Raw genomic sequence first — 13,917 nt, forward strand, 5'->3', positions numbered from 1 at the left:
TCGTCGCAACCACTAACTACGAACGTGGAGGCAATTTGGGGGTGATCACGGTGTGAGGAGTTTTCTATGACCTCCTGTCCCAGTGACGTCAGCTATTTTTTTGTATCTCATAGCCCGCGTCACGAACCGACTCCATAATGCGGTCCGTCTGGTTTGGGCCGCTCGTCTCGATTTTAAAGTCGAGATAGGCTTCTCCAACGCACAAGTCATCAACCGATCGCACGTGGCGCACGTCTCGAATGTTTGCGCCGTGGTTAGCGATTATATTCGAAATATTCTCCATTTTTCCTGGTTCGTCGAGGATATGCACTCGAAGCTGAACCAGTTGGTTTCGGTATGTGAGACCGTGTGTCAGTACTGTTTGTAGATCGGTCATACTAAGATTACCTCCACTAAGTATTGGAACGACTGTCTCACCCGCCACATCAAGGTCGTCACTACGTATCGCGGCGATAGACGTGGCACCAGCGCCTTCTACCATCTGCTTTGTACGCTCTAACATGAATAGAATACTCTCGGCAACCTGAGTATCATTGACAGTAACAACTTCGTCAACGTACTTATTAATCTTCTCGTACGTTAACTCTGAGATCCCTCCTGTTGCAATCCCATCTGCGATTGTCTGTACGTCCTCGATTGTCTGGGGACCACCTTTTTGAAGACTTTGAGGTACTGTCGCTGCACCAGTCACTTGGACACCGACGATGCGTGTTTCTGGTGAGAGTTCGCCAATTGCAGTCGCAACTCCCGCGATGAGTCCACCGCCTCCGATAGGAATTACGACTGTATCGACCCCTGGCACCTGTTCAAGGACTTCTAATCCTATTGTGCCTTGTCCTGCAACGATTTCGGGGTCATCATACGCGTGAACAAACAGCGATTGATCCCCGGTGATCGATTTGGCGTGACTCATTGCTTTTTGAAATGTATGCCCGTGGAGTTCTACACTAGCCCCGTAGCCGGCAGTTGCATCGATCTTCGTCTGGGGCGCGTTCTTTGGCATGACAATCGTTGCATCGAACCCTGTCTTTGTGGCAGCGAGGGCAACACCTTGTGCATGGTTGCCAGCACTAGCAGCCACCACCTGTGTTGCTGAACTGCCCTGTTCAACGGCATTTTTGAGTTTATTATACGCACCTCTGGTCTTGAACGACCCTGTCCGTTGTAGATGTTCCATCTTCAACCGGACCACCGCATCTGTTTCAGCTTCCAAGGAGCGGCTTGTCTCGATGGGTGTTCGACGGACTACTGACTCGTCGTCGAGGTTCGATTCTGCTTTTTGAATCTCCGATAGTGATACACTCATAGCTCTAACTATTAGCTAGGCTGGTGACCAGCCTTGCTTGAATGATAATCTCTGTCGCTCTTCATATATTTGTGGGTAATGACTTCTCCATGTCGATTCGATATTTGTGTTCAAGAGACAGGGAATAAGCTTCTCTGATAAGTAGATGGGCTGTCGATTCATGACCGTCAGACTGGGTGCGTTCTAAAGCTCACCCTTTCACAGATGTCTCCAACAACACCCTTCGACGCACATCATTTCTGTTTACCCCTGCCGTTCTATCTGTTGGTTGGGTTAGCGACCGTTCGTTTGTACTTTGTTACACACACCTCTGGAACTTAGTTAACGGGGCAATTCGCTATCTCCCATCATTGTAGTAGTGTAAACCAATTAACACCGTTGTAGGATCTCATCAGCCATGTAATCTCCAATCGAAATTGAAGAGGTGACTCCGGGCAACACCATGAGTATATGTGCAGAGCGTTCACCGAACTCAAACACGGGGTCTTTGATTTGTTTTCCGTTATCGTCTATTAGATAATTAATTATTCCAACATAACTCTCAACCAGATCATCTTCAGTGACTTCTGGGAGAAGGCGCTGGCATTCAGATACGAATTTAGACTTACTGTATACCATATTCACATTGTCCCATGCGGACTTCATTGCTTCCTTAGAGCTCATAAATTTCCAGAAGTTACTCGAAGATATTGTGTCCGCAATCTTCTCGAAATTGACTTCCGTTTTTCCATATGTCTCCGGACCGAGGGCAAGCATGCCAGTAGGCCCGATAATTACCTTGTTATCTGGACGCCGAGTGAAGTGGATTCCAACGTCCTCGATACGATCAGGTCTTGGAGTGGGGTACACGTCTGTCTGTATCAAATCACGTTTGTCCGGTTTGAGTTCATAATACTGACCTCGCAACGGAAGTGCCTGATACTGATTACCAATCACACCCATCTCTCGAGCGAGTTTAGCAGCATGAGCTCCAGTCGTATTCACTAGATAGCTGGATTCAATAACTCCCTTGTTGGTCTCAACCCGTATCAAATCCGATTCATTATCGATCTCGTTTACGTTATATCCTAGGAAGAAATCAACGCCATTCCCCATCGCTTCACTAGCTAAACTATGGACAATCGGCAAAGAGTCAACAGCCCCGGATTCTGGGGCGAACAGCGCCGCTTGTCCATCAATATGGGGTTCTTTTTCCGCGAGCTCACTTCCAGTAAGGAGTTGTTTTTCGATGCCGTGCTGAGACTTTCTATCCCTTATCTCTTCGAGCCGTCTCTCCTCTTCGTCGTTCTTCGCAACAACCAGCAGGCCGTAATCCTTGTAATGGATATTATTTTGACGGCAGTACTCTTGGATATCTCTCAAACCTTTTTCTGCGAAATGACCCATACGCGGGTTTTCTTCAAAGTCAAGCACAATACCTGGCGTGAGAACTCCGGAGTTCCGACCACTCTGGTGAGAGCCAACATGGTACTCTTTTTCGATTACACAAATCGACTTGTCAGATTTTTCTGACAAGTGTTTGGCAACTGAACAGCCGTAGATGCCTCCACCAACGATGGCTATGTCATAGCGAGCCATACCCAATGTTATGGGTAGGCGTATATATTTGTTTTGCTTATTGATGTAGATTCTTGAGATGATAGTTTCACGGAAATACTAAGTTCCGTTCTCAGCGAGCGACGTGCGTCCCCCCGCGAAAACAGCACAGGGCAAACGACTGGAAAATGGCGACAAGTAGGTGTGCACCATGTTACCTCCAACAAAACATCACGACATCTTGTTAATACCTTGGAGTACACGAGTGTGAAGTCAGCGGACAGGCCACATGGGACCACGGGAGTCAGTACTATGGCCTTACTCCAACTAGGGGATAAAACGCAGCGTCGAACAACCCTTCACCCTCATGGCACGAAATCAGTTGGCGAAACCCAGTCAGAGTCAACACCTCAGCACGCGCGCGTACGAGCTAGAGTTATCGCCCCCTTGATGAAGTGTGTTTTTGGGGCCAGGATCTCCAAATCGAGGCCAGGCGTAGAGTAAGGAGGGTAGTTCACAAGGTAGCTAACTAGTATATCCACTCGTACCTTGGGTCACCGTCGACGTTGCCGCATCAAGCGTGGTTTGTTGGGTACTGATGTTGGTTAGTCATTTACGCTCACTTCTCTGTCTGAAGTGGAGCTAATACTTAGCACACCGTTCTCATGAGATAGGTAGCCAACGACGATCATGGTAGCCACAGTTGCCAGCAGCGAGAAAATCGGGAAGTAATCTGGGAAGAGCAACTTGTTTGCCACGGTACTCATTATTCCGATGAGAATCGTCGCGAATACCGCTTCACTAGTGGTTTTATTCCACCAGAGAGTAGCGACAAGTGGGATTCCGAAGGCTGCAGCGAGACCCATGTATGCAAATTGAATGACAGCGAAGATCGTCGATGAATTCACATACGCAAGGGCGACACCGATCGTGGCAACGACCGTCACCACAACTCGGCCTAGGTAAATCAGCTTTTTCTCACTAACGCCAGGGTTGAGAACGTTCCTGTAGTAGCTCGTGAAGTCAGCTGAAACAACGAGCATCATCGAATCAGTCGTAGACAGGATTACTCCCAGAATCCCAGCAACAAGGATGCCACCAATCACATCGGGGAACATACCTTGCATAGCTACTAGCCCGACCGTTTCTGGGTTACCCACATCTCCAAAGATTATCCGACCCGCAACACCGATGAAGAGCGGACCAATGAACGAGATCGTCATCCACGTTACCGCAGTTACTGATGCAGCGCTAATATTCCGCTCAGAGTTGATTGCTTGCAAGCGCATCAATCCGTGGGGCTGACCGAGAAGTCCGAGTGCAAATCCGTACCACGTGAGTGCAAATAGAAGGAACTCTGATAGACCGAGGCCCGGATTGGCGGAAACCAACGTCGGGTCGATTGCTTGGGCCTCAGAAATAAACGCAGAGAACCCACCGATATGCATGATCATGATGATTGGCAGCACCACGACTGCCACGATGGCAAGCATACCCTGAATAAAGTCTGTCCAAACTGATGCATCAAATCCTCCTAGCAAGACGTACGCTAACACCAGTGCTCCACCGATCACAATACCGATGTTGTAGTTGATTCCGTATAGCGTATTTACTGTCTCGCCAACCGCAATAATCTGTGCACCGATGTATACGGTCATGAATATTGCAATTGCGAGTACACCCATGGTTCGGATCCAACTGCTCAATCGGTTATGCTTGAAGTACAGTGACAGGTGGTCTAGGACCGTTTGGCTATCCAACTCTTCCGATTGCCGTCGGAATTTAGACCCGATAAATCGGTACACAAAGAGGTGCACAAATGTAATCGGGACTGCGTACCATAACCCAGATAGCCCAGTTGTATACCCTACTCCGACCCACGCTAACAGAACGAATCCACTTTGGAGTGAGGACGCATCTGAAATTGCAATCTGTGTCACTCCTACATCTCGACCACCCAACATGAAATCGGATATTCGTTCCGTTTCACTAGTGACATAGAAGTAGACCCCGATACCGAGGAGCCCAACTATGTACACTGAGACGACCATAAGCGATAGTGAAACCATTATCTGTACCCCCACACAGCGATGTAGCCGTTTGCACGACGTTTATCGATTAAGTAGAGAGCGAGTGCAGTAACTGGTACCAGGCAAGTGAGCGCCAGTAGGAGTAGCATCGGAACTACCCCTGACGATCTAGTCGGGAGTTGCATGAAGACGCCGTACACTCCTACTGGTAGCAACCACACTAGTATGTTTACACCCAATACTTTCCATGGAAATTCGTTCTCGAGGCCATCCGAGTAGCTATCATGTGACACGGCATTCTCACACATGGTAGTCTAGTATATATATCTAATGATTACTCTACTATCTGCTTTGTCTGCATTGATGTCAACCACCTCCCTGCAATTCGAGCTTCGCTAATCTGTGTACCCAAAAACTAGTGTATTAGTACTTCCACGTGTTGCCGTATCGATTCACACATTGACGCGACGTCTACTTCTCCTATGGACGTTGGTATAGCGTGTCGACCGCAAGTTCACCGATTCAACGTAATGTGGCAGTATGGAACTGAGAACAACAGCTGAGACTTCACGACTTCATGTAGGTATGTGCACGACAAGAAAATATCTGGAGATACAATGTTGTTTTCTATTATAGAGAGTTTTATAAGCAATTTTGCGCTGTCGTTCTTTGTGGGTTGATTCAGGGCGTGATAAAGTTGCACAGCTATAGGCTATGGACTAAATTTTCTTCCATGGCTAATTCCTATTCACCACACTAGAATTACGGAAATATGATTGTAATGTACACCGGATTTTCTATTACACACCTAGTAGTGTAAGGAATAACTCTGGCACTAACGTAACAACGATCTCAGATTTTTGCCGCACCACTTTCCTAATTTCCAAAATCAAAGTGTTTATAACTACATGTCATTTTAATTTGCCAGTTCTCATAATTATTTTTATATGAATCAAAAGTTCAAACTGATTCGGCTCGTCAGAACTACCGTAGAACACGGTCCAGATAAATTCTGATAATCAAGATATTCTACGTTTTACTAGCGACAGTAGCCACCACATCCGACTGACTTGCCAGATAGCGTTCCCCGAAAGGCGGTGACAAGCAACATTCCGAAACTATAAAGTTGGTGTGACTTTTCTACCGTAATATGGCGACTACAAATGCGTCACTCGAAGAGTTAACTTCGCACGAAGACGCGATTAATGACATCGTTGAAGAGCTCGAGTTTGAGGCTTGGATCGATGGAGAGTCGGTAGAGGCGGACAGTAAAAACACGTTTAGAACCCTCGACCCAGCTGTGGACAAGCCAATTACGGAGGTTACTCAATGTGGCTCCGCTGAAGTTGATGTTGCGGTTAACGCAGGATGGTCGGCGTTTGAGTCTCAGTGGAAAGAGACAACGCAAACTGAGCGAGCAAAATGTCTCTTAGAATGGGTCGATGTTCTACGCGAACATGAAAATGAGTTAACTCTTCTAGAGGCGATCGATACCGGGAAACCGCTTAATGATGCGCGCTGGGAAGTACAGGGCGGTATTGACACAATAGAGTATTATGCATCCATCATTCGAACCCACGGAGGGCGTCAAATTCAGGCGAGTACTGACGCAAATATTTACACCCGGAAAGAGCCATACGGAGTTGTTGGACAAATTACTCCGTGGAACTTCCCAATGTGGGCATTCGGCTGGAAGATTGGACCATCGCTTGCTGCCGGGAACGTATCTGTGTTAAAACCATCACGATACGCCCCACTCACTTCAATCCGCGCAGCACAACTCTCGAAGGACATTCTACCCGATGGCGTTCTTAACGTTCTGCCTGGGAAAGGAAGTGAAGCCGGTGCGGCGCTTTCTGAACACGACAAAGTTCGAAAAGTCGCCTTTACAGGGAGTGTAGAAATCGGCAAAATCGCCATGAAAGCTGCGGCAGATCATATTGCACCCGTGTCGCTAGAGCTGGGTGGAAAGTCACCATTTATTGTATTCCCTGATGCCGATCTCGACACAGTCATTTCTTCACTCAGTACTGGCATCTTCTACAGCACGGGTGAAGTCTGCGAAGCGGCGTCTCGGGCAATTGTTCACGAGGATATTGTCGATGAATTCACGGAACGCTTCGTCGAGGAGGCAGAGTCGTACGTAGTTGGTGACCCACTTGATTCCGAAACCACGATGGGTCCACTAACAAACAAAGAACAATTCGAGTCGATGAAAAGGTACTGTGAACTTGGTCAGAAGGAAGGTGCAACGCTGCTCACCGGTGGTGAACCGTACGAAACCGACCTTGATGGCTGGTTCTGGAAACCAACTGTGTTTGCTGATGTCGATAACGACATGCGAATCGCTCAGGAAGAAATCTTCGGACCCGTTCAGACAATTAACTCGTTCAGTACCTACGACGAAGCAATTGAAATTGCGAATGATAGCCGGTACGGTCTCGCAGCTGGCGTCGGTACTGAGAATAACTCTATTGCGCAGAACGCGATTAAAGACCTTGATGCAGGAAGTGTCTGGATCAACGGTTACGGTCCTATACTTCCTGAGACGCCGTTTGGTGGCTTCAAAGACTCCGGGTTTGGGAATGACCTCGGAGAGGAGGCCCTTGAACACTACTCACGAACAAAAACGGTCGGCATCAACTTTGATGAGCCTCAAATATAGAATAAATCTCCGTTGACGTCGAACTCGAAGGCTGGTAGTTCAGTCTACAGACCTCTTTTTGTTCACTAATCACATTTTCAAGCGCGTGGTTCATATCTCTCGCCATCTACCAGAGAAATGAAGCAAATAACAACCCAACACATACTTATTTACGATATGATGATCACCTTTGTAACGACTATGGAGAAGCTGACCCATGGGGTATACCCAGCGATAGTGACGCCATTCGACGAGAATGACAACGTAGACTACGATGCATTTGCTGAGAATATTCGTCGCCTTGAACACGCAGGAGTGGATGGAATCGTTCCTTGCGGGTCTACCGGTGAGCGTCCGACAATTGGTCTAGAAGAGCACAAACGCATTATTGAATTTGTGTCTGAAGAGGCAACTACACCAGTCATTGCAGGTGCCGGATCTCCATCCACCAAGGAGACTATCGAACTTATTCAACACGCTGAAGATGTCGGTGCTGATGGGGCGCTTGTCATCGGACCGTACTACAGTTCACCCAGTGATCAGGGCCTGATCAAGCACCATCGAGAGGTTGCGAATGCGACAGACCTCCCGTTACTCCTGTATAATCATCCGGATGGTATGGGGTTTAGTCTGTCGCCCGATGTCATTGTCGAACTCGCAGAACACCCGAATATCGTCGGCATCAAAGAATCCGCAGGTGATATGCAGTTAGTCAACGAACTCTGCAATCGAACTATCGATACTGAGTTCGATGTTATGACTGGATGGGACTCGCTATTACTCCCCGCTGTCAGCGTTGGGTGTACCGGAATTATCGGTCTGGGTTCGAACATTTTCCCTGAAGATGTGAAATTCATCCTAGAAAACGCAAAAGAAGAGAACTATTCTGAGGCATTCGAAAAGCATCATAAGATTGTGGCACTCGAGCGGGAATTAATGACCGAACACCCATCGATAACTGTGAAATACATGATGAGTTTGCTTGGCTTCCTCGAACCTCATGTCCGCAAACCCCAATATCCACTAAATGATGAGCAAAAGACGGTGATTCGGGACGCTCTACAAGCATATCAATCAGGATAGAGCTCTCGGTCCCGTAATTGCGACTGTGATGGATAGTTTTCTTCAATCGTTTGTATTTTTCCGGGGTCAGCTAGTCTGAACCACTCTATAACCGTTGGAGTTTCACATTACTGCCTGCGTCGTGCTGTTTCGACTGTTTGGAGGATTGTTGCGTTTTCTGGCACATCATGAACTCGAATAATGTTTGCACTACGTTCTACTGCCATGGTTGTCACCGATAGGGCTGGGAAAAGCCAATCGGGGCCCTGATTGTCGATAATTTCGAACATCGATTTCTGTGAGTGCTCCACCATGACTGGACAGTCGAGAGCTTGAAACTCTTCGAGTCTATCAATGAGTTCAAAATACTGTGCAGGCCCCTTTCCGAACCCAAACACGGGGTCAACGATAATCTGCTCGCGATTATACCCGCGCGTTCTGCAAGTAGTACTTTCTCTGAAATTGCTCGTAAGGCTTATTCCGAACAGATATTGAGAGCGCGTTGAGATGCTGAAAGCACATGGTGTGGGTCCGGTCCAGAGAACTCGGTTACGCGAGTTTGATTACTAATTCGTTCCGGGAGAGGAGACGAGCCTGAGCGAAGAACAAGAGAATTTGATTGCGCCAACAGGTATCCATTTATAGTTGCTTGTTCTCATATTCCATAAGATGACTAGTGAAACTGTTATCGGATGCCGCACATGGGGGGTACCTTACTTCGAGCCTGTCTGGGACGGGGCGATACACTAACAAGATTTTCTCATTGCTAGAGGTAACAATGGAAGGGATAGATGTTTTGTGGAATAGTCATGCAAACGAGACGGTCATCAATGGAGTAATAGCGTCTGAACACCGAGCAGAGGAACTAGCACACGAACACAATGATGAGTGACGTACGACAAGAAAAAGAAGTTAATCAAGCAAGACGGCTTGCAGCAGACGCTGACCGTGTAATCGTTAAGGCAGGGACGAACTCACTCACCGACGAACAATCGAACCTAGACGACAGGAAACTCGACAAGCTTGTTGACGACATTGTCAGTCTTCGTAAGCGAGATAAGGACGTAATCCTCGTCTCGTCGGGTGCGATTGGTGCTGGAAAAGGTAGAGTGGGATATTCCGAAACGAACGTTGAACAGGCTCAAGCGCTGTCAACGGTCGGGCAGAGTTATCTCATGCGGTGGTTCACGGAGAGCTTCGGGCGCCACGACCAGAAAATTGCGCAGTTACTGTTGACTCAGCATGATCTCGATAAGCCAAAGCGATTTACTAACATTTGTAATACAATCGAGACACTCCTTGGATGGAATGTCATCCCTATTATCAATGAGAATGATGCTGTTGCAACTGAGGAGATTCAAATCGGTGACAACGACATGCTCTCGTCGTCAATCGCAATCGACATTGACGTCGACTTACTTGTCACGCTAACGGACGTCGGAGGCGTCTATACTGGTAACCCAAAGGTAGATTCTACCGCAGAGCGGATTGAATCTGTCGGTCAGAATTACGATGACGTGCTGGCGATTACCAACGAGAGTTCAACGAACAAGTTCGGCGGTATCCAGACGAAAGTTCAGGGTGCACGTGATGTGAGCGAACACGGAATCCCGGCAATCATCGCGAAGTCCACCGAAGAGAGCGTCCTCGAAAAAATCGCCGCTGGTGAATCGGTTGGCACAATATTTGTTCCGGTAAATGGAGTCGCCGATCACTAAGAAAACAGCAGAAGTCAAAGTACAAGAGGCCCAGACAGCTGCACTTTGAGGTTGCAAAACTCTCTGACGATGAACACGCCACGATTGATGTCGATTCTCCGAGATTGTGGACTACCCCTCCGCTCAATTCGGTATAGCGCCATGTGATATACTACTGATTTGCACGCTCAGGCCGCTAATTTACTAATTGCAGTTGTGTAAACTCCACTCCCGCACAAGCCGAAGTATTAACTCACTGTGAGAAAGTCGGTGAGTAATGAAAATCTCACATTCAGAATCACCCCAATACGGAGCGATCAGGTTACTCCCCGGTGAGCAGGCGTGAATTCGGAAACTGACTCCAAGGGTTCGAGCGTTGAAGAGACAGTTTCAGACGAAGGGACGAGAGAGCGCCGCTACAAGTGGTCACAAATGACCCTCGACGAACTTGTCGACGTCTACTGGCAAGACATCGCGCCGAAACGATATCGCGGCGGGTTCGACGAGGACCGCGACGTCCCGACCTACGAGTGGCTCACTGAACACGGATACAGTGGGATTGCGTACGCGCTCCGCGAGCATCACGACCTGACGCCCATGCAATTCTTCGTCGACGTCGTCGGCCTCGAAGACGAGGATTCGGACGAATGGGAGTGGAACATTGACCACGACGACACGGTGAACGCGCTCGAAGCGTACCTCACATCGATAGAAACCCGTGGTGGACGAGCAAAGAGTACCGTCGAGACCCACCGGACACGGTTGTCGAAGTGGGTTCGGACGTATCGAGAACTGCACGGGACTAGTGCGTTGCTCGAACCGCTGACTGAGTTAGACCAGCAGCCGCGAGAGATAGAACGGTGTCTTGCCGTCCTCGACGTGTTCGACGAGGAGCTATCGACGGACCGGTCGAAGCTCGAGTACCTGCACGTCGCCAGAGCGTGGTACGCATTCGTGAAGCGCCGGAAGTACGCGAAGTACAATCCACTCGCCGAGGCGGGTGAGGAGTTCGGATGGGAAGCCAGTGAGCTCGACCCACAGGCGTTATCGGCGTCGCAGGTGCAACGTGTCTACAGTGAGGTCGATTCGCCCGAAGCGGAGTTGCTCGTCGTTGGGCTTGCTGGGTGGGGGCTACGACCTTCGGAGGTTGCCGCATTGCACGTAGACCAGGTGGTATTGGATGCTGAAGACCCGCATCTGTCGTTCGGTGATGGAGAGCGAAAGAACGGCCCTGGTGAAGTGACGCTGTTGTATGGCGTGGACGTCGTCGCTGACCGGATCGATGCGCTTACCGACCGTGAGACGTGGAACGGGTATCTGTTCCCCTCTCGGTCGTCGTCGACGGGTCACGTGTCGGTGAGTACGGTTCGTCGTCGATTCAAGCAACTTGCTGACCGTGCAGAGGTGGTTGTCGATGGTGGTACACCTACGCCCAAGATGGGGCGGCGGTTCTGGTACTCGGCGTATCAGGAAGCTGTTGGGGAAGTTCTTGAAGGATTAGAGGGAGTTGCTGAAGATCAGGGGAGTTCGTCGACGGAGGTTGTACTTCGGAACTACCTGTCAAGAGAGCAAGAGCGGAAGGCTCGGCGTAGGCGGATGTATGAGAAGTTGGAAGCGGCGTTTAGTTGTTAGAGTGTATTTTGAACACTGGAATTGAGAAATCAGGACGTCGAAGGAGATAGATGGCAAAGTTTGATACATTAATAAATAGAGATAAAAAGCCGAACAAGGCCCAGCTAGTCTGGAAATTTTGCAGATGTGTCGAAGATATAAAAACAAAGGTCGGGATAAATATGCACAAAACCACAGTGATTCGACCAGGGTGTCGGAAATCAAACTTGGTTCTAATCGTTTGGTAATCTTTGAGATATGCAGGGATAATCCCATATCCGAGTAAACCGAGAGCCAAAGCTCCGATCCCAATAATAAGTCTCGCCTCCTCGCTCTTCCCAAATCGAAAATGCGCCCAAGTAAGAAGCCCGAGCCCCGCAATTCCGACAACCACATAAGTAAATAGTGCATACTGGTGTTCCGACAATATATCTTCTCGGCTTCGCAGTTGAGATCCTCCTCTAGAATCGCTTGTTTTCAACCCCGAAGGTACTTCTCCGCTACTTGGCTCTACTAATTGTATCCCAAAAAGAAAAACACGACCTAGAGCACGAGCCCTAGAAATTTCCTCCGACTCGCTCAGCAATTTGATTCGGCGCCACACCTGAAGCGACCGAAGAAGTAATAAAGAATCATAGATCCAGCGAATTTCTTGCCAGTACATCTCAAGACGATCGCGAATATGAATGACTTGGAGAAGAATACGACTCAATCCATTTAGAAATACTCCAGATATGAGGGTATAGGCACCTGAAACCGCCAAGAACAGGAATGGCCGGATGAGTAGTGTTTGTTCATCTACGTTACTTAGACTCACACTACCCAGCGTCGGAAATTCAAGCATCATCGCCCACCCTCCGGCCCCAACAAAGACCAAGCCAAGAGCAAGATCGACCAAATAGAATTTGTCAAAGGGGTCAAAGCCTGACAAACCACCAATAGCGTCAAGTAATTTGAAGATTACAGTGGTCCCAGCAACGACAACGAGCAACACAAGAGACGATTCAATAATCGAAAGCAAGACACCAATCTCACCGAGTGAAGATGCCAATAAAAAGACAAGGGCTGAAAGAATGAAAACACCTACAGAGAGTATTAGAAGCCGGATTCCGACACTTACAGCTTGTCTCGACCACTTAAACGTATATCTTAACACTCTGTCAATGTTTGAGCGCACTCCCATTCTATTAGTTCGATTATTTCAACATGAATAAAATTCATTTCCTTGAGACGTCCTCTACAGTGGTATATTTCCTTACTTAATGGCGCTAATAGATGGGTCAAACAAATATTTCCTAACCGGAACGGACCATACTACATTCACTAACAAGCGTCTTGCCATCAAATGAATATTAACAAGCATGACTCACCGCAGTCGTGAGGGTATCAATAGAGCCACATTTTACTACAGATAGTCACTCCTCATCACCTAATTCATACTCAGTGGATAGCCGTGTCCCAAGGGGCCGCTGTTTGTCTTCCTGAACATCTTGTTCTTGGACCATCTGGTTCATGCTCATGTCGCCAAATTCGGAAATCACATTGCGTGCCCGGTCTCGTGTAGCTTTGAATGAGTTATCTAGGTAGAGCTTCGTTCGCTCGAACCCGCTCATGTATCGGTCACCTTTCTCGGTCTCTGAAACATCACGTGACAAGCCTTCCTCGTCCGTTTCAACTAACCCCAAATCGAGATATCGCTTAATTGACCTCGATAAACCCTCATCAAACGGGCCCCGTTCCTTGAGGATATGCTCGACACTCGTCTCATCGGATTCCCGTCGATACCGGTCCAAAAGCTTGTGGTACTTACCACGCCCTTCGATTTCACCACCTGCTTCGTGAAGTAACAAGAGCTCAGGTTGGTGGTCTTCGTCACTCATAGATATTCCTCAAGCGTGGAGTTTTCTGTCTGAATTCGCTCTAGGGGAATAATCGCAGACTCATCATCTTGGAAGTGTGATTGAATTCGATCGAGTGGAGACGTCATCACCACTTGGATGTCCGTGTCCCGAAGATAACGAGCTGCCGAAT

The 13,917-nt window shown here is 48.3% G+C and carries 10 protein-coding genes; 4 read left to right on the top strand and 6 right to left on the bottom strand.

The window, feature by feature from the left end; all coding sequences use genetic code 11:
• Positions 1-88 precede the first annotated feature (88 nt).
• The 3 genes from ilvA to ATB1_RS06755 form a co-directional block, all read right to left on the bottom strand.
• A complete protein-coding gene (gene ilvA, locus ATB1_RS06745; RefSeq protein ID WP_042662824.1) occupies positions 89-1,306 on the bottom strand; it encodes a threonine ammonia-lyase in 1,218 nt (405 codons plus the stop codon).
• 369 nt (positions 1,307-1,675) lie between these two features.
• Complete coding sequence (locus ATB1_RS20435) at positions 1,676-2,884, bottom strand: FAD-dependent oxidoreductase (RefSeq protein WP_042662826.1); 1,209 nt, start codon at positions 2,882-2,884, stop codon at positions 1,676-1,678.
• Between the two features lie 563 nt (positions 2,885-3,447).
• Complete coding sequence (locus ATB1_RS06755; RefSeq protein WP_042662898.1) at positions 3,448-4,911, bottom strand: sodium/proline symporter; 1,464 nt, start codon at positions 4,909-4,911, stop codon at positions 3,448-3,450.
• A gap of 1,111 nt (positions 4,912-6,022) precedes the next feature.
• On the opposite strand from ATB1_RS06755, the gene ATB1_RS06760 reads away from it, so the two are divergent.
• Entirely contained in the window at positions 6,023-7,537 is a 1,515-nt protein-coding gene (locus tag ATB1_RS06760) for an aldehyde dehydrogenase (protein ID WP_042662827.1), read from the top strand.
• Positions 7,538-7,693: 156 nt separating this feature from the next.
• Entirely contained in the window at positions 7,694-8,599 is a 906-nt protein-coding gene (gene dapA, locus ATB1_RS06765; RefSeq protein WP_198526052.1) for a 4-hydroxy-tetrahydrodipicolinate synthase, read from the top strand.
• Between the two features lie 107 nt (positions 8,600-8,706).
• Here the strand turns inward: dapA and ATB1_RS24520 are convergent, their stop codons facing one another.
• Positions 8,707-9,087: a dihydropteroate synthase gene (locus ATB1_RS24520; RefSeq protein WP_082256309.1), complete on the bottom strand. Its 381-nt coding sequence runs from the start codon at positions 9,085-9,087 to the stop codon at positions 8,707-8,709.
• A 375-nt stretch (positions 9,088-9,462) separates the two neighbouring features.
• On the opposite strand from ATB1_RS24520, the gene proB reads away from it, so the two are divergent.
• Positions 9,463-10,296 carry a glutamate 5-kinase gene (gene proB, locus ATB1_RS06770; RefSeq protein ID WP_042662902.1) on the top strand — a complete coding sequence of 278 codons (834 nt, stop codon included), beginning with the start codon at positions 9,463-9,465 and terminating at the stop codon, positions 10,294-10,296.
• A gap of 411 nt (positions 10,297-10,707) precedes the next feature.
• Positions 10,708-11,907: a tyrosine-type recombinase/integrase gene (locus ATB1_RS06775; protein ID WP_042662829.1), complete on the top strand. Its 1,200-nt coding sequence runs from the start codon at positions 10,708-10,710 to the stop codon at positions 11,905-11,907.
• On the opposite strand, the gene ATB1_RS21460 is transcribed toward ATB1_RS06775, so the two are convergent.
• Entirely contained in the window at positions 11,897-12,937 is a 1,041-nt protein-coding gene (locus ATB1_RS21460) for a hypothetical protein (RefSeq protein ID WP_128081420.1), read from the bottom strand. The genes ATB1_RS06775 and ATB1_RS21460 overlap by 11 nt on opposite strands.
• Positions 12,938-13,301: 364 nt before the next feature.
• Complete coding sequence (locus ATB1_RS19810; protein WP_052367822.1) at positions 13,302-13,766, bottom strand: hypothetical protein; 465 nt, start codon at positions 13,764-13,766, stop codon at positions 13,302-13,304.
• Between the last annotated feature and the right edge of the window lie 151 nt (positions 13,767-13,917).

This window comes from Haloferax sp. ATB1 (genome assembly GCF_000730175.1).

Coding starts and splice junctions, on each gene's coding strand:
- ilvA (WP_042662824.1), bottom strand. CDS start 1,306: ATGAGTGTATCACTATCGGAGATTCAAAAAGCAGAATCGAACCTCGAC.
- ATB1_RS20435 (WP_042662826.1), bottom strand. CDS start 2,884: ATGGCTCGCTATGACATAGCCATCGTTGGTGGAGGCATCTACGGCTGT.
- ATB1_RS06755 (WP_042662898.1), bottom strand. CDS start 4,911: ATGGTTTCACTATCGCTTATGGTCGTCTCAGTGTACATAGTTGGGCTC.
- ATB1_RS06760 (WP_042662827.1), top strand. CDS start 6,023: ATGGCGACTACAAATGCGTCACTCGAAGAGTTAACTTCGCACGAAGAC.
- dapA (WP_198526052.1), top strand. CDS start 7,694: ATGATGATCACCTTTGTAACGACTATGGAGAAGCTGACCCATGGGGTA.
- proB (WP_042662902.1), top strand. CDS start 9,463: ATGAGTGACGTACGACAAGAAAAAGAAGTTAATCAAGCAAGACGGCTT.
- ATB1_RS06775 (WP_042662829.1), top strand. CDS start 10,708: ATGACCCTCGACGAACTTGTCGACGTCTACTGGCAAGACATCGCGCCG.
- ATB1_RS19810 (WP_052367822.1), bottom strand. CDS start 13,766: ATGAGTGACGAAGACCACCAACCTGAGCTCTTGTTACTTCACGAAGCA.